Raw genomic sequence first — 18,944 nt, 5'->3', positions numbered from 1 at the left:
TTACCAGCGGCGCTCGAACTTGCGGCGCAGGATGATGGCCACAGTGTTCATCACGATGAGGAAGAGAAGAAGAACGATGATCGCACCCGAGGCCCGCTCGACAAAGCCGGGATCGCCGCGCTGGGTCCAGTTATAGACCTGCACCGGCAGGGCCGCGGCGGGGTCAAAGAGGCCGCCGGGGAAGTCACGCACGAAGGCCACCATGCCGATCAGAAGGAGCGGCGCGGTTTCACCCAGCGCCTGCGCCAGGCCGATGATCATGCCGGTCAGGATGCCCGGCATTGCCAGCGGCAGGACATGGTGCAGCACGGTTTGCAGCTTGGACGCCCCCACCCCCAGCGCCGCATCGCGGATGCTGGGCGGCACGGCTTTCAGCGCGGCGCGGGTCGGAATGATGATCCGCGGCAGCGTCATCAGCGTCAGCACAAGGCCGCCGACGATGGGCGCCGATTGCGGCAGCCCGGCAAAGTTGATGAAGATCGCAAGGCCGAGGATACCGTAGACGATCGAAGGCACAGCGGCCAGATTGGCGATGTTCACCTCGATCAGGTCGGTCAGCCAGTTCTTCGGCGCAAACTCCTCAAGATAGACCGAGGCGGCCACCCCGATGGGCAGCGACAGCACCAGAACCACCACCATCATCAGGAAGGAACCGACCACGGCAATCCCCAGACCGGCGGCCTCGGGGCGTTTGTCCGAAGCGTCGGGCATGGTCAGGAAACCGCTGTTGAGGCGCGTGCCAAGGATACCCGCCTCTTTCAGCTTGTCGGCCAGAACCAGTTGCTCGGGCGAGGTGTTCTTGTCCAGCGCAGCGCTTTCCATCGTCACGCGGCCTTTGTAATAGCCGTCGATCCGGCCAGTCGCCAGTGCGGTGAACTCGATGGTGGTGCCCACCAGCGCGGGATCGGCCAGCACCATCCGGCGCAGCGTTGCCGCAGATTCCTCGGAAACGAGCTTGGTCACATCCTTGGCCGATGCACCGCCAAGGTCGATGCCGCGGGCGGTGATTTCCGCCTCGATCGACTGCGACAGCAGCTTGGCAAAGGCAACGGTGGTGACCTTGGACATCACCGCAATGTCGCGGGTGCCCGATTTGTCCAGCACCTTTTCGTCCAGCGTGACCGGGAAGGTCAGGAAGGTCTGCCGAAAGGCCGGCAGCCCCGCCGAAAAAATCGAGATCAACAGCCAGACAAGCGCCAGCAGCGCCACCACGATGGCCGTCAGACCGTAACCGCGGAACCGGCGCTCGGCGGCATTGCGCGCCTTGGTGCGCGGATCCTGCGTCAGAAGCGAGCCGCTCATTCGTATTGCTCCCGGTATTTGCGGACGATGTAGAGGGCGAGGATGTTCAGCCCCAGCGTCAGCGTGAACAGCGTCAGCCCGAGGGCAAAGGCCACCAGCGTTTCGGGGCTGGCAAATTCGGTATCGCCGGTCAACTGGCTGACGATCTTGACGGTAACGGTCGTCATCGCCTCGAACGGGTTCAGCGACAGCTTGGCAGCGGCCCCCGCGCCCATGACCACGATCATGGTTTCGCCGATGGCACGGCTGGCAGCCAGAAGGACGGCGCCGACGATGCCCGGCAATGCGGCGGGCAACACCACCTGTCGCACGGTTTCCGAAGACGTGGCACCAAGGCCCAGCGAGCCGTCGCGCAAGCTCTGCGGCACCGCGTTGATGATGTCATCGGACAGCGACGAGACGAAGGGAATGACCATGATCCCCATGACCAGCCCCGCCGTCATCACCGAGGACGAGCTGCTGCCCAGTCCCAGAGGCTGGGCGAACCAGTCACGCAGCAGGGGGCCCACGGTGATCAGCGCGAAAAGGCCATAGACGATGGTGGGGATGCCCGCCAGAATCTCGATGGCCGGTTTCACCCAGGACCGGGTGCGCTTGCTGGCATATTCGGCCAGATAGATCGCACTCATCAGCCCGACCGGCACCGCCACCACCAGCGAAATCGCCGAGACGTAAAGCGTGCCCCAGACCAGCGGCCAGATGCCCAGCGACGAACCGCCTCCGAATTTCGGGTTCCAGGTGGCAGAGAAGAAGAAGTCCGCCGCCGGATAGAGGCGGAAGAAATGCGCCGTCTCGAACACCAGCGAGGCGATGATGCCCACGGTCGTCAGCACCGCGATCAGCGAACAGCCGATCAGCAGCCACATGACAAAGGCTTCGGTGGCGTTTCGGGCGCGGTATTCGCCCTGAATGCGCGAGATCGACCAGCCCAGCCCGGCCAGCGCCAGGATCAGCGCCACCGCCGCCAGCGCGGTCAGTGCGGTGCCCGACAGGGCGCGGTATTCAAGGGCCGCCGCCAGAACCGAAGGCTTCACTTCGCCGCCCACGGCGACGCCGGCTTCGGCCAGCCGGGCGCGGATATCGGCGCCTTCGACACCCACGGCGGCAAGGGTGGCATCGCCCTCGCCCCGCGCAACAACGGCATCCAGCCCGTCCGCGATGCGCCGCACATCGGCCATCACCAGACCGCGCGAGCTGCCTTCAGGAATGTCGGAAGTGGCGATCATGTCCGCGATGCGGCTCTCGATCACCACGGGTTGCGCCAGGGTCCAGGCGATCATCAGCAGGAAGGCCGGGACGGTGGTCATCAGAAAAACGGTATGCCCGTAGTAGCCGGGCAGCGAATGCAGCTTGCGGATATCGCCCGCGACGGATGCGACGGCGCGCTGCCGCCCAACCAGCCATCCTGCAAGGCCAAGGCCGAGGATGATCAACAAGAGGAGTCCGATGCTCATGGCGTTCCTGCGAAATGGGAGGGGGCGGCGCGATCACCCGCGCCGCCCTTGATCGGAAGCTTATTGCAGCGGGCCCATCGGGGTTTCAGCGGCCACGGCAGCCTGGGTCGCGGCCAGCTCCGGGTCGGGAACCAGACCGTAGGCGGCCAGCGCGCCATCCGGGCCAGCCATGTCGTCGGACACGAAGAACTCGATATATTCCTTCAGGCCGGGGATCACGCCGATATGCGCCTTCTTGACGTAGAAGAACAGCGGACGCGACACCGGGTATTCGCCCTTCGAGATGGTCTCGACCGAGGGAACCACACCGTTGACGGTGGCAACCTTCAGCTTGTCGGTGTTGTTTTCGTAGAAGGACAGACCGAAGACGCCGATGGCGGTCTTGTTGGCCGCGATGCGCGACAGGGTTTCGGTATAGTCGCCGTCGATGTCCACCGAAACGCCATCGGTGCGCAGGGCGAGGCACTTCTCGGCGGCTTCCTTCTTCTTGGCATCCTCATCGGCGCCGGTCGAGGCGGCGAGGTAGACGTCATAGGCGCCAGCGTCCTTGCAGCCCTTTTCGATCACGTTCAGATCGAACACTTCACGGGTGCCGTGCTTGGTGCCCGGGATGAAGGCCAGGATGTCTTGCGCGGGCAGAGCCGGGTTCACATCGGCCCAAGTCTTGGCGGTGTTGGCGGCAGCGGCGCCGTCCTTGACGGTTTCGGCCGCCAGAGCGCCCCAGACATCGGCGGGGGTCAGGGCGAAATCGGCACCGGCGATGTCGCTGGCAAAGACGATCCCGTCATAGCCGATGCGCACTTCCATGATCTCGTTCACGCCATTGGTGGCGCAGAGGTCGATGTCCGATTGCTTGATGCGGCTGGAGGAATTGGCGATGTCGATGGTGCCTTCGCCCACGCCTTCGCACAGCTTCTTGCGGCCCGCACCCGAACCGCCGCCTTCCACGACCGGGGTCGGGAAGTCGAAGTTTTCACCGAAGGCTTCGGCAACGATGGTCGCATAGGGCAGCACGGTCGAGGAACCGGCAATCTGCAACTGATCGCGGGCCGAGGCGGCCAGGGTCGAGGCGGCGAGAATCGCCAGCGTCGAAACGGAAATCTTGGAAAGGGACATCTGTCGCTCCGTCTGTCTTGCGAGGGGGCCGGATGCCCCTTCGTCGCCGCCCCGTCTAGGGCCGCTTGGCCACGCTTTTGCGACAGTTGTGTAACAGTTGCATGACACCCCTTCCGGGCGATCATTCCAGCGGCAGCAGCGCCGAAAACCGGCTGCCCTTGCCCGGCTCGCTTTCGATGATCAGGCGGCCCCGGTGGCGGTTAACGATGTGCTTGACGATGGCCAGCCCCAGCCCGGTCCCGCCCTTCTCGCGCGAGCGGTGGCCATCGACGCGGTAGAACCGCTCGGTCAGGCGCGGCAGGTGCTGCGATTCGATGCCCTCACCCTGATCTGACACCGACAGGCGGAGCTGCGGGCCGCGCGGCCCCTCTTCCCGCGCCAGTTTCACCAGCACCTCCGCCCCCTGCGGACTGCCGTATTTCACCGCATTCTCGATCAGGTTCGACAAGACCTGCGTCATCTGGTCGGCATCGGCACGCAAGGGCACCGGCGCCTCGGCCCCCTCCAGCCGCAGCGCCACCCCGCCCCGCTCGGCCAAAGGCCGCAGCGCCGCCACCGAAGCGCGGGCAAGGGCGGCAATATCCACCTCTTCTGCCGGGCGCTGGCGCTCTTCGCTTTCCACCCGGCTCAGATGCAAGAGGTCGCGCACAAGGCGGTTCATCCGTTCCGCCTCGCGCGCCATGATGCCAAGGAACCGCTCGCGCGCCGTGGCATCGTTGCGGGCCGGGCCCTGCAACGTCTCTATGAAACCGATCATCGCGGTCAGGGGCGTGCGCAACTCATGGCTGACATTGGCCACGAAATCGCGGCGCATCTGATCCATCTGCGCCAGCGCCGACAGGTCTTCGAAGGCCAGCAGAACCCCGCCCGAAACCGGCGTCACCGTCACCTCATGCACCCGGTCATTTGGCAATCCGGGGCTGACCAGCCGCACCCGCCCGGCCCGGCCCTGCCGCGCCTGCACGATGGCCGCCAGAAGGTCCGGCTGCCGGAAACCCAACCCGTGGTGCCGCCCCACCAACCCGGCGCCGAACAAAGCCTGCGCCGCCGGATTGGCCTCGGCCACCCGCTCGTCTGCACCGATCAGCACCACCGGCATCGGGATGCCCGCCAGAATCTCTGCCACCGAACCAACCATCGCCGCCCCCAGACCGCCTGCCCCGTTCCTAACGGCTAGGCGGCAGTCTGGCCAGTTGGTTCACGCCCCCGGATTGTCGCGGCGGTAAATCCAGTCATGGTCGGGATCGTTCTGGAACCGCCATTTGCGCAAAGGCCCGGCCATGACGTTCAGATAATACATCTCATAGCCATAGGGCGCGCCGCAGGGATGATGCCCCTTCGGCACCAGAACCACATCATGGTTCTTCACCGCCATGGTCTCGTCCAGAGAGCCATCCTCGGTATAGACCCGCTGCACGCCAAAGCCCTGCGCCGGGTTCAGCCGGTGGTAATAGCTTTCCTCCAGATAGGTCATGCGCGGATAATCGTCCTCGTCATGGCGGTGGCTGGGATAGCTTGACCAGTTGCCGGACGGCGTGAACACCTCGGTCACCAGAAGGTTGTCGCAGACCTCGCGCGCCTCCATGGCGATGTTGTTGATGTGGCGGGTGTTGGCCCCCTGCCCGCGCGGGGTGAGCGTGATGCCCTCCGGCCCCAACCGCTGCGCCTTGTGGCCGCCCTTTGCGGGCGCCGAACAGACCGCCAGCACGCAAGGCGTTGTCGCCACCGCCTCCCAGCTTTCGCCGCCCGGCACATAAAGGCAATGCGGCGGCGTCTTCTCGAACACATCCATCCGGTCGCCCATCTCGCCCCAATCCTGCCCGGCGGCGGTGACCTGCGCCTTGCCCTCGACCAGCACAAGGATCACCTCGCGCCCGCCGGTGACTTCCGCCGCCCGGTCCCCCGCCTCAAGCCGATACAGGCCAAAGCCCACATGCCCCCAGCCCGCGCTTTCCGGCGTGATGTCATGCACCTTGCCCCGCATGCCCGAGGGTTTCCGCAAGAGATCGGCCATCGCATTTCCTCCCGCCAAGGCTTTCATCTTGGCCCAAATATCCCACGGGGGTCCGGGGGTGTGAAACCCCCGGTTCTCCGCCGCCGCTCAGATCAGGCCCGCCTCGCGCGAAAGCCGCTTCAGCGTCGCCAGACCGAGCGTCTGATACAAAAGCGGATTGCGCACCTTCGGATCCTGCTCGGCCTCGATCACGATCCAGCCGTCATAGCCCGCACCGGCAAGGATCTTCAGCAGCGGCGCGAAATCGACGCCGCCTTCCTGATCGCCCGGCACGGTAAAAGCACCGCCCACCACCCCTTGCAGGAAGGACCATCCCTCGGCCCGCACCTTGGCGGTGATGGCGGGGCGGATGTTCTTGGCGTGGAAATGCTTCACCCGCGCGGCATGGCGCGTCAGCACCGCCACCGGATCGCCGCCGCCAAAGGTGCAATGGCCGGCATCGAATAGAAGATGCGTGTGCGGCCCGGTCGCGGCCATCAGCGCGTCAATCTCTTCGGGGCTTTCGACGATGGTGCCCATATGGTGGTGGTAAACCAGCGTCACCCCCTGCCCGGCAAGATAGGCGGCGAACACCTCAAGCTTGGCGCCGAAGGCCACCATTTCGGCAGCGCTCAGGGTCGGCCGGTCGTTCACCGGACGGCCCGCATCGCCATGAATCGCGTTGGAGGTTTCGCAGACGATGCAGACCTTGCAGCCGTTGTGCCGAAGCTTGGCCAGATGGGGCTGCACCGCCGCAATCTCATCCTCGACCGATTGCACCAGAAGATTGGTAGAATACCAGCCCGAGATGAACTTCAGCCCGTAAGACGCCAGAAGGGCGCGCAATTCTTCGGGGTCATCCGGCCAGCGGTGGCCGTTCTCGATCCCGTCAAAGCCGATCTGGCGGCCCGCCTCGTCCAGAATACGGGCGGTCGGAATATCGGCGCCGATGCTCTGGTCGTCGTCATTGGCCCAGGCGATGGGATTGGTTCCGAAAAGGATCATGGTTGCCTCAATTGCCCAGCCATTGCCGGGCGGTGTTTGCTTCATAGTCGTGGCGGGCGGCCTGCACTTCGGCGCGGTCCGAAACGGCGGGCACGGCCACTTCCCACCAGCTTCCGCCGGCGCCGGTGCCCGGCATCGGGTCGGTGTCGATCACGATCACGGTGGGGATCGTCGCCCCCTTGGCCGCCGCCATGGCGGATTCCAGCGCGCCGATCCCGCTGGCGCGCACCACATCGGCCCCCATCGAACGGGCATGGGCCACAAAGTCGATATTGGCCGGGTTCACATGGTGGCTGTCGTCCAAGAGGTTGTTGAAGGGCGCCCCGCCCGTCGCCTTTTGCAGCCGGTTGATGCAGCCATAGCCGCGGTTGTCGGTCAGAACGACGGTAAAGGGCACGCCCATCATCACCGCCGTCGCCAGCTCGCTGTTGGCCATCATATAGCTGCCATCGCCCACCATGCAGACCACATCGGCCTGCGGTGCGGCCATCTTGATGCCCATGGCCCCGGCGATTTCATAGCCCATGCAGGAATAGCCATATTCCATGTGATAGCCGCCCCGCGCCGCGCGCCACAGCACCTGCAAGGCGCCCGGCATGGTGCCCGCCGCGCACATGACGATGGAATTCTTGCCGCATTGCCGCTGCACCGCCCCGATCACCTGCGCATCCGAGGGCAGCGCATTGCTGTCCATGGGCGGCGCCATCAGCCGGTCGGTGGTGCGGAACCACGCCTCGCGCGCCGCGAAATCGGGGTCGGCAAAGGCATGGTCGCCCAAAGCCGCGCCGATCTTTTCCAGCGCCACCTTGGCATCGCTGACCAGCGATTGCGCGCCGCGCTTGGCGGCATCATGGCCATGGATGTTGATGGACAAGAGCTTGCGCCCCGGTGCGGAAAATACCGTCCACGAGCCGGTGGTGAAATCCTGAAACCGCGTGCCGATGCCGATCACCAGATCGGCTGTCGCCGCCAGTTCGTTGCCGCAGCCGGTGCCCGTCACCCCCGGAGAGCCGAAATGCAGCGGTTCTTCCCAATCGACCGCGCCCTTGCCGGCCTGCGTTTCCACCATCGGAATATTGTGCTTGCGGGCAAAGCTGCGCAGCGTCGCCTCGGCGCCGGAATAGATCACCCCGCCCCCCGTCACGATCAGCGGGCGCTTGGCAGCCTTGATCGCCGCCACCGCCGCCGCCAGTTCACGGGCATCGGGTTCCGGGCGGCGGATGTGCCAGACGCGCGGCTCAAAGAACTCCACCGGGTAATCCCAGGCTTCGGCCTGCGTGTCCTGACAGAAGGCAAGGCAGACCGGGCCGCAATTGGCCGGATCGGTCATCACCCGCAGCGCCCGCGGCAGCGCCGACAGGATATGCTCGGGCCGGCTGATACGGTCGAAATAGCGCACCACGGGGCGGAAACAGTCATTCGCGCTGACCGTGGAATCGTCGAAATCCTCGATCTGCTGCAAGACCGGATCGGGCGCGCGGCTGGCAAAGACATCGCCGGTGATGAACAGCACCGGCAGCCGGTTCACATGGGCCAGCGCCGCCGCGGTGACCATATTCGTCGCCCCCGGCCCGATCGAAGAGGTGACGGCCATCGCGCGGCGCCGCTTCATCGTCTTGGCATAGGCGATGGCGGCATGGGCCATGGTCTGTTCGTTCTGGCCGCGCCATGTGGGCAGCCGGTCGCGCACGGAATAAAGCGCCTCGCCGATGCCCGCCACATTGCCATGGCCGAAGATCGCCCAGACGCCGTCGATGAAACGCTCGCCCTCTTCGGTCATCTGCACCGCAAGCCAGCGCATCATGGCTTGCGCCGCTGTAAGACGAATGGTCGTCATGCCGAAATCCCCTCCCCCGTATTCAGCCCGGCGCGCGCCGCATCCCAGATGCCGCACAGCCGCGCATAGCGTTCGGCCATCATGGCGATGGCCGCCTCATCCGTCATCGTGCCGGCCAGCCAGCCCCGGGCGGCATCGGCAAAGATCGTGCGGCCAACGGCAAAACCCTTGACCAGATCATGCCGCGCCGCCAGCGCCAGCGAGGCCGCAAGCGCGTCCTCGGCGGCATCCAGCCCCAGCACCACCACACCGCGCACATTCGGATCATTCTCGGTGATCGCGGCGCAGGCGCGGTCCCATGCGGTATCTGTGGCAAAGGGCTCCAGTTTCCACCAGTCGGGATAGACCCCGATCTCATAAAAGCGGCGGATCACCGTGGCCGAGGTGTCATCATCCACCGCCGCAACTTTGGACGGGATGATTTCCAGCAGCATTTCCAGCCGGTTGCGGCGGCAGGCGTGGAAGAGGCGCGTCACCGTCGCCTCCTGATCCGCCCGCGTCGCGGCATCGTCATCAGGGTGATAGAAGCACAGAACCTTCACCACATGGCCCAAGGGCCATTCGGAAAGCCCGCCGAAATCCGGGCCGATTTCCGGCTCCAGCGTCAAGGGGCGCGAACCGGGCCATTCCACCGGACGGCCAATCCACAGGCCGGTGCCCGCGGCGGCATAAAGCGCCTCACGCCCCAGACGGCTGTCGCACAGGATGCCGTGGCCGGGCTTGCCATCCGCCACCCGCAGCGCCGCCTTCAGGCAGAGGCCCTTGAAGGCGCCGATCTTTTCCGGCGTGGCCCCTTCCATCGCCTCAAGTTGCATCCGGTGGTCAAAGGCGAACACCCGCATGGTGGACCAATCGTCATGCCGGTTGGTCGCCCAATGCATCTGCTCCAGTTCGGCATCCTTGCGCAGCGCCTTTTCCTTCACCCCCCGGTTCAGGAAAAACTGCAACTCGGCCCAACTGGGATAGGCCGGGGTGCAGCCGTGGCGGCTGACGGCAAAGGCCCCGCAGGCATTGGCATAGGTCAGCGCCACCGGCCAGCTTTCGTCATCCATCCAGCCCTTGAGCAGGCCGGACATGAACCCATCCCCGGCGCCCAGAACATTGAACACCTCAATCGGAAAGCCCGGGCCAGCCTGACCTTCGTCCAGCGTATCGGGAATGGCGCCGGTGAAGGCGACCGCCCCCATCGGCCCGCGCTTGCAGACCAGCGTGGCCCCCGAAACCGCCCGCACCGCCCGCAGCGCCGCGATGGTGTCGGTGGTGCCGCCGGCAATATGGAACTCTTCCTCGGTGCCGACGATCAGATCGAACAGATGCAGCGTGGTTTGCAGCTTGGCGGTGACGGCGGCGCTTTCGATAAAGCGGCTTTCACCGTCGCCATGCCCCGCCAGTCCCCAAAGGTTGGGGCGATAGTCGATGTCGAGTGCGGTGCGCGCACCATGCTGCCGCGCCAGATGCAGCGCCTTCAGCACCGCCGCCTCGGTGCGCGGATGGCTCAGATGGGTGCCCGTCGCCACCACCGCCCGCGCCTCGGCGATAAAGCCTTCGTCGATGTCGTCTTCGCAGAGCGCCATGTCGGCGCAATTCTCGCGGTAGAAGATCAGCGGAAACTGATGTTCATCGCGGATGCCTAGGAGCACCAGCGCCGTCAGCCGCTGCGGATCGGTCCTGACCCCCCGCACATCCACGCCTTCGCGCGCCAGCTCCTCGCGGATAAAGCGGCCCATATGCTCATCCCCGACCCGGGTGATCAGCGCCGAACGCAGCCCCAGCCGCGCCGTGCCCGCCGCCATGTTGCAGGGGCTGCCGCCGATGTATTTCTGGAACGACCCCATATCCTCAAGCCGCCCGCCCACCTGCGCGCCGTAAAGATCGACCGAGGCCCGACCGATGGTGATGATATCAAGGCTTTTCATGCGTCCCCCATCTGCGCCGGACAGGATTCGGACCCGCAGCGGCTTTGGAACAAATATTCTATTTCTCGCCACAACGGAAGAGTTTTTTCAGCCCTCCCGCGCCGAGCCCACCGCGACCGCCAGCGCCATCGCCAGTGCAAGCGTGGCCGAGAGAGAGCGGAAGGCCCCGAAATCCACCTCGGGCACCGTCAGGACGGCATCGGCAAGCCGGGCCAGCGGGCTGGTCAGCAGATCGGTCAGCCCCACCACCGGCAGGCCGCGTTGCCGCGCATCTGCCGCCAGCGACAGCGTTTCCTCGGAATAGGGGGCAAAGGTCACCGCCAGAACCGCATCGCCGGGGCGCAGGGCAAAACGGTGGTCCAGCTTGCCCACGCCATCGTGCAGCATCGCCGGAACCTCCATCTTGTCAAAGACATAGGCCAGATAGCTGGCCACAGGATAGGCCCGGCGCAACCCCACCACATGCACGGTTTCCGCCGCCGCCAGCACCGCCACCGCTTGCGCCAGCGCCGCCTCGTCCACCCCCTTGGCCAAGGCTTCCAGCGACAGCCGCCCGGCTTCGATGAATTCCCCCAACAGCGCCTGCGGGCTGCCCGCGCCGCCGTCTTTCAGATTGCGCAGCCGGGTGGAATAATCGGGCCAGCCGGGGGCATAAGCCTCGCGGAACAGGCGCTGCATCTCGGAAAAGCCCGAAAAGCCAAGGATCTGGCAAAAACGCATGACAGCCGAAGGCGGCACATCCGCCCCCGCCGCCAGTTCGGCCACCGTCGAAACCGCGATGCGGTCGGAATTGGCCGCGATATGGTCAGCACATTGCCGCAACCGGCGCGGCAGGCCGTCGATCACCCCGGCCAGCCGGGCGCGGAATTCTTCAATGCTCGCGGGCGCTGTGCTGATCTCATCCATGGCGGCCCTTCCCATTGCCCGGAACGAGAGGCTAGCAGCATGGAACAAATATTCCAAGCCCCGGCGAAAATTCCGCCGGGGCCGGGGTCAGCCGCGTTCCGCGCGCCAGTCGGCCAGCGCGGGATTGTCCTCGCCGCTAGCCGCCGCTGCCGCAGGCGTCACCGCCGCGCCGGGGCGGCTGCGAAAGTAATGCGTCTCGCGCGCACCGAAGTAGAACGCCACCACCGCGCCCAGAAGCCACCAGAGCGGTTCGGGCACCGCATTCAGGCCCAGCATCCGGTCGGCAAAATCGCGCGGGTCGATCATGGCATAGACAAAAAGGCCAATGGTGCCAAAGGCCAGCATCGGCCGCGGCAAACGGTTCAGCCCGTTGACAAAGCGGTCAAACCACCCATCGGGCGCGATGCCGAACTCGGCCCCGTATTCGCGCAGCGCCGCCATCTGCGCTTCGGCCGAAAGCTCCATCCTCTTGGTGGCAGAGGGGGTAAAGACCTCGGCCACGCCCTTGGCCGCCTCACCCACCGCGGCCACGGTGCCCGGATTGCCCAGTATGGCGCTGATCACCCCCATGCCGCCACCCGCGCCCGGTGCTGCGCCTCGCTCAGGTGATAGCGCGGCGCGATGAACTCTTCGGCCCGGGTGATCCAGCCGCCCTTGCCTCCATCGCGGCGGCGGGCATATTTGCGGCTGGCAGGGCGTGCATCGGCCAGCGCGTAATAGTAATTACGCCGCGCAATGCCATAGGCATCGGCCAGATGCGACGGCGCCGCCTCATAGGCCATCTGCGCCGCGCGAATGGTCTGCGGCCCGATCTGGCCATCGGCATCGCAAGGGAAGCCCATATCGCCCAAGAGCCGCTGTAACACCTTCACCGCATTGCCCCCGGCATTGACATACATGTCGAACACCGAAGGCTGCAGCACCTCGGGCAGCGCCGCGATGCCGGTGCGGGTGAAGTAATGCTCGACGTAGATGTCAACCGCCTGCGCCGCCGTCAGCCGCCGCACATCGGCCACATCAATGCGCCCCTCCCCGGTCAGGTCCAGCCCCAGCCGCCGCAGCGTGCCCAGTGTCACGCCATGGTTGGTCGCCCCGCCCGGATCATCCGGGTCATTCACAAAGCCGCCCTCGCGGGCGACGATCTCGGTTGCAAGGTCTTTGACGGATTTCATCGCTTTCCCCATGGCTCCCCACGGGAAAACTGCCTGATGCCGGGTTAACCGCTGCTAACGCAGCGCCCGCCCTTTCATCTTGGCGATAAATATCCCCGCCGGAGGCTCCGGCATCAACCGCGGATGCTCCGCGGGGGATATTTGGACCAAGATGAAAGCCCTCAGTTCTTGGCTGGTTCGACGTAGACGCCCTGCTCTTTCAGGCTGTCGATGACTTCCTTGGGCATGTAGGTTTCGTCATGCTTGGCAAGGATTTCACTGGCGACAAAAGTGCCGCCCTGCATCTGGCCGGTGGCGACCACGCCCTGGCCTTCGGCAAAAAGGTCGGGCAGGACGCCTGTGAAGGTGACGGGGATCACCTCGGCCGTGTCGGTGATGCGGAAGCTGACGGTTTCGCCCTGACCGCGCGTGACGCTGCCTTCTTCAACCAGCCCGCCAAGGCGGAATACCTCGCCCGGGGCGGGCGGGTCGCTCATCACCTGCGCGGGGGCGCGGAAGAAATTGATGCCGTCACGCATGGCATAGCCGATCAGGACGACCGACAGGATCAGGCCCAGAAAGGTCAGGAGGATGATCTGCACGCGGCGGCGCTTTTTCAGCCCCTTCATGCCGCGAAATTCCGGTCTTGCCGTCGCTTCCATCGTCGCCCCCTGTCGCCGCGCCGCCCTTGTGCGCCCGCTGTGCCTGCTCTGCCTTGACCTTGATCAAGGCCCCGCCGCTCAGGGGAAGACCGGCGCCAGCATCAGCCCCGCAGTCTCTTCCAGCCCCAGCATCAGGTTGGCGTTCTGGATCGCCTGACCGGAGGAACCCTTGGTCAGGTTGTCCAGCACCGCCACGATCACCGCCCGCCCCGGGATACGGTCACCGACCACCCCCAGATGAAAGAAGTTGGAGCCGGCAATGTCGCGTGTCGAGGGGAGTGCGCCAAAAGGCAGCACCTTGAGGAAGGGTTCATCGGCATAGGCCGCCGCCAGCGTAGCGTGAACCACCTTCGGGTCGCCCTTGACATAGACGGTTTCCAGAATGCCCCGGTTCATCGGCAAGAGGTGCGGCGTGAACTGCACCAGCACCGGGCGCCCGGCGATCTTGGAGAACTCCTGATCGAACTCGCCCAGATGGCGGTGTTTGCCGCCTGCCGAATAGCTGTGGGTGCCGCCCGACAATTCGGCGTGCAGCAGGTTTTCCTTCAAGCTGCGCCCCGCACCCGACACCCCGGCCTTGAGGTCGATGGCGATGTCGTCAAGGTCGATCACCCCGGCCGAGATCAGCGGCCGCAGTGCATATTGTCCGGTGGCCGCGTTGCAGCCGGTGCCCGCCACCAGCCGGGCGGCGCGGATTTCCTCGCGGTAGAACTCGGTCAGGCCATAGACCGCCTCGGCCTGCAACTCGACCGCCGCATGGGGGGCGCCATACCATTTTTCATAGTCCGCCGGGTCACGCAGCCGGAAATCCGCCGACAGATCGACGATCTTCAGGTCGCGCGGCAGCGCCTTGACCACCAGTTGCGTCGTGGCATGGGGCAATGCGCAAAAGCACAGATCGACGCCGGAAAAGTCGATCTCGTCGATCTTCACCAAGGGCGGCAGGTCCAGATGGCGCAGGAAGGGAAAGACCTGATCCATGGTCATGCCGGCTTTGCGATCCGCCGAAAGTGCCACGATCTTCATATCGGGATGGGTCGCAATCAGACGGACCAGCTCCGCCCCGGTATAGCCCGAGGCGCCCAGAATGGCGATGCGTTGGGTCATGGCGGTCTCCCCTTATGAAACGCGCCTTGTTTGCGGCTGCGGCGGCGGTTTTGCAAGGGCAAAGGCCGTGAAGGTTCAATCCGGCCGCAACTCGCCCGCCTCGATGCGGAAGGGCAGCACATTCTCGCGCGGCGGCAAGGGGCAGACGGCAAATTCGGTAAAGCCGCAGGGGGGCGTATGCGCCTTGTTGAAATCAAGGGTGATGCTGTCTTCCGTCACATCCTCGCCGATCAGGAACCGCGCGGCGGGATAGGTTTCGCCCCCTGCCGTGAGGTCGCGTATCACGAACATCGGCGCGCCCGCCTTCCAATGGGTGGGCAACAGGGTCACGCGTTGGCCGTCATGGTCGAACACCGCCTGATGGGTCAGCGAGACCGTTTCGCTGCGCCCGCCCACCATGTCAATCCGCGCCTGCTGCGGCACGCTCAGGGGCTGCCAGCGCGCAGGGATAACCCAATGCGGCGCGGGCGGGAAATAGCGCAGACCGGGGTCGCGCAGGCGGCGCGGATGGTCGATACGGCGCACCCGCAGAGCGGGCTGGCCCTCGGCCGTGTGGATTTCAAGGATCAGATTGCCGACCGAAAGCCGCGGCGGCGCCCCCGGCACCGGCCCGAAGGGCAGTTCCTGCCCCTCGGCGGTGGTCAGGCTGGCCTGCCCGCCGGGCGCCAGCGTCAGGATGCCCAGATGCTCGGGCCCTGCCGAAATCTGCAGGCCATTCTCCGCCCCTCGCCCCACCGCATAGCGGTTGCCGGGCGCAATCTCGACCCGGTCGGTCAGGTTCAGCCAGCCATCCGGTGCCGTCAGCGCGGCAAGACGGTCGGCCTTCCAGTCGTCAAAGGCTTGCATGATCGGTCTCCTTTGCGGGCAGACTGCACCGGAGTTCGGGGCTTGGAAAGGGGCAGCCGTTGCGCGGTGCGCGCCTGCGGGCGTAGCATGGCGCAAAGCCCGGAGGTGCCGATGACCCTGTCGCTGCAAGATCCGCTGCTGGCCACCTATGCCCTTGCCGCCAGCCTGATGATCCTCAAGACCATGGCAATGGGCTGGCTGACTGTGTGGCGGATGATGCAGGTCAAGGGCGGCTACCGCGCGCCCGAAGACCTGCGCCGCACCCTGCTGAACCGCGCGCCCGATCCGGCACAGCTCGCCCCCGACGAACGGGTGGAGCGGATGCGCCGCATCCATATGAATGATCTGGAGAATGTGCCGTTCTTCCTGGCCGCAGGGTTTCTCTTCGTGCTGACCGGGCCGCCGCTGATCTGGGCGCAGGTCTTGCTCTACGGCTATGTGGCCAGCCGCCTGCTGCATTTTGCCGCCTATGTCACGGCGCAGACCCATGACCTGCGCGCGACCCTGTGGACGCTTGGCTCGCTGATGGTGATGGGCATGGCCCTGCGGGTGGTCTGGGTGGTGCTGGCGTAGGATGGGCAATCTGCCCATCCCCCCGGTCAGGCCGCCTCGAACACAATCCGCCGCCGCAGGAATTGCGTCGCCTTGTTCGAAACATTGGCCGGATCGCCGGTGGTCAGGAACTTCGACTGCGTGCCTGTGCCCAGCATTTCGGGGCGCCGCGTCAGATAATCGGCCAGCGATTCCGCCACCAGATTGGCCTGCGAATAGACCCTGACCCCGGCGCCCAGCGCCTCCTGAAAGGTCTTTTCCATCAAGGGATAATGGGTGCAGCCCAGAATGGCTGCCTCAGGGTTGGGCATCCGGCGCTTGAGCGCCTCGACATGGCTGCGCACCAGCGCCTCGGCCAGAATCTCGTCGCCCTGTTCGATGGCGTCGACCACCCCGCCGCAGGGCTGCGCCTCGACATCCACGCCGATGGCGCGGAACGCCAGTTCCCGCTGGAAGGCGCGGCTGGCGACCGTGGCAGGGGTGGCAAACAGCGCCACATGCTTGACCGCCACTTCGCGCGGCGGCGAATTGTCACCCCATTGCCGTTCGGTCAGCGCCTCGATCAGCGGCACGAAGACGCCCAGCACCCGCTTGTCCTTCGGCACCCAGGTTTCCTGCATTCGCTTCAGCGCCGCCGCCGATGCCGTGTTGCAAGCCAGAATGACCAGATCGCAGCCCTCGGCCCAAAGCCGCTCCACCGCTGCGCAGGTCAGGTTGAAGATGTCGTCATGGGTCCGCACGCCATAGGGCGCATGGGCGTTGTCGCCGAAATAGACGAAGGGCACATCGGGCAACCGCCGTGACACCGCATCCAGCACCGTCAAACCGCCAAGGCCCGAATCGAACACGCCAACCGCCATGCTGCCCCCCTTTTCTGCCGGGGCACGCGCGGGGGCGCCTCAGCGGGATTTGTATTTCGCCTCGAACTCGTAGCCCGGATCATACGACCGAAGCGGCACGGGGGAAAGCGCATAGGTGGCGCGGCGCAGATGCTGCATCAGCGCATTCGGGTCGGATTGCAGACCGGCCAGCGCGCCCGGCGCAATCGGCTTGCCGATCACCACCCGCACGGGTTCATCCACCCGCCGTTTCAGCTCGCGGATCAAGAGGCCAAGCCGCAGGTTGGTGTGCAGGCGGCTGGCGATCTGGAACAGGCGCGAGTTGTGGCCGTCGAAATAGACCGGCACCACGGTTGCGCCGGATCTGGCGATCATCTTGGCGGTGAAATTGCGCCAGCCCGGGTCCATCGGATGCGAAAACGCCCGGGCCGAGGTGGAAACCGTGCCGCCCGGAAACACCCCGATGGCGCCGCCCTGCCCCAGATGCGCCAACGCCGCCGCCCGGGTTTGCAGGTTCAGCGCCACCGCCGCACGGCTTTCCTCGAACGAGATCGGCAGAAGAATGCGGTCCAGCTCGCGCGCCCGGCGAAAGACGGCATTGGCCAGAATGCGGAACTCGCCCTGCCGGACCTGGTCGAGCATATGGCCCAGCATCAGCCCGTCCAGAATGCCGAACGGATGGTTGGCGATCACCACCAGCGGCCCATGCCGCGGCAGATCGTCCAGACGGCCCGCCGTCACATCCAGCGTCAGGCCCAGCCGTTCGGGGATCACCTGCCAGAAGCTGCGGCCCTGCCCCAGTTCGGCCTCATAGCCCTGCGCGCGGCGGATCAGGCCAAGACGGCCCGTCGCATTCTCCATCGCGCGGATCACCAGCCGCCCCGCCCGGCTTTGCGCCGCCGTCGCATAGGTGATGTCGCGGGTCATCGGGCGGTTGGGATCGGACGGGCGCATGGCATCCTCGGCACAGGGGCTTGACGACGGGGCTTCCCGACGGGGCTTCACGTCCCTGATGCGGCATTCACATGACAGGCGCGTGACGTGCTGCAATGCAGCATTTCTGCCCCTGCCGGGGAATTATTCCGCCCAAAGCGCATTTACACCCGGATTTTTCTGCCTACACAGGCGCCAACGTGTTAGCGTCCGCGCGTCTTCGGGAAGGTTTTGCGAAATGGATTGGGACAAGCTGCGGATTTTCCACGCGGTGGCCGAAAAGGGCAGCCTGACCCATGCCGGTGAGGTGCTGCACCTGTCGCAATCCGCCGTCAGCCGCCAGATTCGCGCGCTTGAGGAAAGCCTGAACGTCACCCTCTTCCACCGCCACGCCCGCGGCCTGATCCTGACCGAGCCGGGGGAGTTGCTGTTCGACGCCACCCAGCAGATGGTCAAGCGACTGGATGCAACCGCTGCCCGCATCCGCGACGCCGAGGATGAGGTGTTTGGCGAATTGCGGGTGACCACCACCACGGGCTTCGGCACACTCTGGCTCGCGCCGCGGCTGGCCAATCTTTATGCCAAATACCCCGAGTTGAAGATCGACCTCATGCTGGAAGAGCGGGTGCTGGACCTGCCCATGCGCGAGGCGGACGTCGCCATCCGCATGAAGGAACCCAGTCAGGCCGACCTGATCCGCAAACGCCTGATGCAGATCAGGATGCGGATGTATGCCACGCCGGAATACCTTGCCGCGCGGGGCACCCCGGAAAAGATGGAGGATTTCAGCCATCACCGCCTGATCTGCCAACATGCCGGCGCCGCACAGGTGGCCGCCGGCGCCACGCTGGTCGCCGAACTGATGAGCCAGAACATCTCTTCCACCCTGACGGTGAACAACTATTTCGGCGTCTTGCAGGGGGTCTTGAACCATTTGGGCATCGGCGTGCTGCCCGATTACATCACCGAGGATTTCCCCCATCTGGTGCGCGTGCTGCCCGAGGTGGAATCTGACGAGGTTCCGGTGTTTCTGGCCTATCCCGAAGAGCTGCGGCATTCAAAACGGGTGGCGGCCTTCCGCGAATTCGTGACGGACGAGATTTTCGCCTATCGCAAGCGGCATCAGGAATAGACGCCGCAGTTTCACCGCCCAAACCGCCAAGATGCTGAAATCAAAGGCGCGCGGCGCCCATTTGCCATGCAATTCAGCCGCATGATAACGCTAGCCATGCGCATGACGCATAGCGGCAATGCTGCGCATGCAGCAAATTGCCGATTGCAGGAATCATGTCCCGCGCCTAGATAACTCCTCGAGGCGCAGTTGA

The 18,944-nt window shown here is 65.4% G+C and carries 18 protein-coding genes; 2 read left to right on the top strand and 16 right to left on the bottom strand.

Annotated features, from left to right (window positions below; translation table 11 throughout):
• From pstA to HS053_RS04145, 14 genes are all read right to left on the bottom strand, one after another.
• Entirely contained in the window at nucleotides 1-1,302 is a 1,302-nt protein-coding gene (gene pstA / locus HS053_RS04210) for a phosphate ABC transporter permease PstA (RefSeq protein WP_174209954.1), read from the bottom strand.
• Entirely contained in the window at nucleotides 1,299-2,756 is a 1,458-nt protein-coding gene (gene pstC / locus HS053_RS04205; RefSeq protein ID WP_174209953.1) for a phosphate ABC transporter permease subunit PstC, read from the bottom strand. Before pstC ends, pstA begins: the two co-directional genes overlap by 4 nt.
• A gap of 60 nt (nucleotides 2,757-2,816) precedes the next feature.
• Nucleotides 2,817-3,872, bottom strand: a complete 1,056-nt coding sequence (locus HS053_RS04200; protein ID WP_174209952.1) for a substrate-binding domain-containing protein — start codon at nucleotides 3,870-3,872, stop codon at nucleotides 2,817-2,819.
• Nucleotides 3,873-3,993: 121 nt separating this feature from the next.
• Nucleotides 3,994-5,010 (bottom strand): ATP-binding protein, encoded by a 1,017-nt coding sequence (locus tag HS053_RS04195; RefSeq protein WP_174209951.1) that lies wholly within the window; start codon nucleotides 5,008-5,010, stop codon nucleotides 3,994-3,996.
• Between the two features lie 60 nt (nucleotides 5,011-5,070).
• A complete protein-coding gene (iolB, locus tag HS053_RS04190) occupies nucleotides 5,071-5,886 on the bottom strand; it encodes a 5-deoxy-glucuronate isomerase (protein ID WP_174209950.1) in 816 nt (271 codons plus the stop codon).
• 87 nt (nucleotides 5,887-5,973) lie between these two features.
• Nucleotides 5,974-6,870 carry a myo-inosose-2 dehydratase gene (iolE, locus tag HS053_RS04185; RefSeq protein WP_174209949.1) on the bottom strand — a complete coding sequence of 299 codons (897 nt, stop codon included), beginning with the start codon at nucleotides 6,868-6,870 and terminating at the stop codon, nucleotides 5,974-5,976.
• A 7-nt stretch (nucleotides 6,871-6,877) separates the two neighbouring features.
• Nucleotides 6,878-8,707, bottom strand: coding sequence for a 3D-(3,5/4)-trihydroxycyclohexane-1,2-dione acylhydrolase (decyclizing) (gene iolD, locus HS053_RS04180; protein ID WP_174209948.1), 1,830 nt, complete (start codon nucleotides 8,705-8,707; stop codon nucleotides 6,878-6,880).
• Nucleotides 8,704-10,623: a bifunctional 5-dehydro-2-deoxygluconokinase/5-dehydro-2-deoxyphosphogluconate aldolase gene (locus HS053_RS04175; protein ID WP_174209947.1), complete on the bottom strand. Its 1,920-nt coding sequence runs from the start codon at nucleotides 10,621-10,623 to the stop codon at nucleotides 8,704-8,706. Before HS053_RS04175 ends, iolD begins: the two co-directional genes overlap by 4 nt.
• Nucleotides 10,624-10,710: 87 nt before the next feature.
• Complete coding sequence (locus HS053_RS04170) at nucleotides 10,711-11,529, bottom strand: MurR/RpiR family transcriptional regulator (RefSeq protein WP_174209946.1); 819 nt, start codon at nucleotides 11,527-11,529, stop codon at nucleotides 10,711-10,713.
• 87 nt (nucleotides 11,530-11,616) lie between these two features.
• The gene (locus HS053_RS04165; RefSeq protein ID WP_174209945.1) at nucleotides 11,617-12,099 is read right to left on the bottom strand and encodes a holin family protein; all 483 of its coding nucleotides are present in this window, start codon (nucleotides 12,097-12,099) and stop codon (nucleotides 11,617-11,619) included.
• A complete protein-coding gene (locus HS053_RS04160; protein ID WP_174209944.1) occupies nucleotides 12,090-12,701 on the bottom strand; it encodes a holin-associated N-acetylmuramidase in 612 nt (203 codons plus the stop codon). The genes HS053_RS04165 and HS053_RS04160 overlap by 10 nt, the downstream gene beginning before the upstream one ends.
• 161 nt (nucleotides 12,702-12,862) lie before the next feature.
• Nucleotides 12,863-13,309, bottom strand: coding sequence for a cytochrome c maturation protein CcmE (gene ccmE / locus HS053_RS04155; protein ID WP_174210085.1), 447 nt, complete (start codon nucleotides 13,307-13,309; stop codon nucleotides 12,863-12,865).
• 111 nt (nucleotides 13,310-13,420) lie between these two features.
• Entirely contained in the window at nucleotides 13,421-14,449 is a 1,029-nt protein-coding gene (argC, locus tag HS053_RS04150; RefSeq protein WP_174209943.1) for an N-acetyl-gamma-glutamyl-phosphate reductase, read from the bottom strand.
• A 75-nt stretch (nucleotides 14,450-14,524) separates the two neighbouring features.
• The gene (locus tag HS053_RS04145) at nucleotides 14,525-15,295 is read right to left on the bottom strand and encodes a DUF1684 domain-containing protein (protein ID WP_174209942.1); all 771 of its coding nucleotides are present in this window, start codon (nucleotides 15,293-15,295) and stop codon (nucleotides 14,525-14,527) included.
• A gap of 111 nt (nucleotides 15,296-15,406) precedes the next feature.
• On the opposite strand from HS053_RS04145, the gene HS053_RS04140 reads away from it, so the two are divergent.
• Complete coding sequence (locus HS053_RS04140; RefSeq protein WP_174209941.1) at nucleotides 15,407-15,868, top strand: MAPEG family protein; 462 nt, start codon at nucleotides 15,407-15,409, stop codon at nucleotides 15,866-15,868.
• Between the two features lie 26 nt (nucleotides 15,869-15,894).
• On the opposite strand, the gene murI is transcribed toward HS053_RS04140, so the two are convergent.
• Both murI and HS053_RS04130 read right to left on the bottom strand, forming a co-directional pair.
• On the bottom strand, nucleotides 15,895-16,707 hold the full coding sequence (gene murI / locus HS053_RS04135; protein ID WP_174209940.1) for a glutamate racemase: 813 nt from the start codon (nucleotides 16,705-16,707) through the stop codon (nucleotides 15,895-15,897).
• A 39-nt stretch (nucleotides 16,708-16,746) separates the two neighbouring features.
• On the bottom strand, nucleotides 16,747-17,640 hold the full coding sequence (locus tag HS053_RS04130) for a lysophospholipid acyltransferase family protein (protein ID WP_174209939.1): 894 nt from the start codon (nucleotides 17,638-17,640) through the stop codon (nucleotides 16,747-16,749).
• Nucleotides 17,641-17,857: 217 nt separating this feature from the next.
• Here HS053_RS04130 and HS053_RS04125 point away from each other — a divergent pair, with 217 nt between their 5' ends.
• Nucleotides 17,858-18,751 carry a LysR family transcriptional regulator gene (locus tag HS053_RS04125; protein WP_174209938.1) on the top strand — a complete coding sequence of 298 codons (894 nt, stop codon included), beginning with the start codon at nucleotides 17,858-17,860 and terminating at the stop codon, nucleotides 18,749-18,751.
• Nucleotides 18,752-18,944: the final 193 nt, after the last annotated feature.

The organism is Tabrizicola fusiformis, assembly GCF_013328815.1.
In the GTDB taxonomy this organism is placed as follows: domain Bacteria; phylum Pseudomonadota; class Alphaproteobacteria; order Rhodobacterales; family Rhodobacteraceae; genus Fuscibacter.
The sequence above is the reverse complement of the archived record's forward strand: the minus strand, read 5'-3'. Positions and strand labels throughout refer to the sequence as shown.

Coding starts and splice junctions, on each gene's coding strand:
- pstA (WP_174209954.1), bottom strand. CDS start 1,302: ATGAGCGGCTCGCTTCTGACGCAGGATCCGCGCACCAAGGCGCGCAAT.
- pstC (WP_174209953.1), bottom strand. CDS start 2,756: ATGAGCATCGGACTCCTCTTGTTGATCATCCTCGGCCTTGGCCTTGCA.
- HS053_RS04200 (WP_174209952.1), bottom strand. CDS start 3,872: ATGTCCCTTTCCAAGATTTCCGTTTCGACGCTGGCGATTCTCGCCGCC.
- HS053_RS04195 (WP_174209951.1), bottom strand. CDS start 5,010: ATGGTTGGTTCGGTGGCAGAGATTCTGGCGGGCATCCCGATGCCGGTG.
- iolB (WP_174209950.1), bottom strand. CDS start 5,886: ATGGCCGATCTCTTGCGGAAACCCTCGGGCATGCGGGGCAAGGTGCAT.
- iolE (WP_174209949.1), bottom strand. CDS start 6,870: ATGATCCTTTTCGGAACCAATCCCATCGCCTGGGCCAATGACGACGAC.
- iolD (WP_174209948.1), bottom strand. CDS start 8,707: ATGACGACCATTCGTCTTACAGCGGCGCAAGCCATGATGCGCTGGCTT.
- HS053_RS04175 (WP_174209947.1), bottom strand. CDS start 10,623: ATGAAAAGCCTTGATATCATCACCATCGGTCGGGCCTCGGTCGATCTT.
- HS053_RS04170 (WP_174209946.1), bottom strand. CDS start 11,529: ATGGATGAGATCAGCACAGCGCCCGCGAGCATTGAAGAATTCCGCGCC.
- HS053_RS04165 (WP_174209945.1), bottom strand. CDS start 12,099: ATGGGGGTGATCAGCGCCATACTGGGCAATCCGGGCACCGTGGCCGCG.
- HS053_RS04160 (WP_174209944.1), bottom strand. CDS start 12,701: ATGAAATCCGTCAAAGACCTTGCAACCGAGATCGTCGCCCGCGAGGGC.
- ccmE (WP_174210085.1), bottom strand. CDS start 13,309: ATGAAGGGGCTGAAAAAGCGCCGCCGCGTGCAGATCATCCTCCTGACC.
- argC (WP_174209943.1), bottom strand. CDS start 14,449: ATGACCCAACGCATCGCCATTCTGGGCGCCTCGGGCTATACCGGGGCG.
- HS053_RS04145 (WP_174209942.1), bottom strand. CDS start 15,295: ATGCAAGCCTTTGACGACTGGAAGGCCGACCGTCTTGCCGCGCTGACG.
- HS053_RS04140 (WP_174209941.1), top strand. CDS start 15,407: ATGACCCTGTCGCTGCAAGATCCGCTGCTGGCCACCTATGCCCTTGCC.
- murI (WP_174209940.1), bottom strand. CDS start 16,707: ATGGCGGTTGGCGTGTTCGATTCGGGCCTTGGCGGTTTGACGGTGCTG.
- HS053_RS04130 (WP_174209939.1), bottom strand. CDS start 17,640: ATGCGCCCGTCCGATCCCAACCGCCCGATGACCCGCGACATCACCTAT.
- HS053_RS04125 (WP_174209938.1), top strand. CDS start 17,858: ATGGATTGGGACAAGCTGCGGATTTTCCACGCGGTGGCCGAAAAGGGC.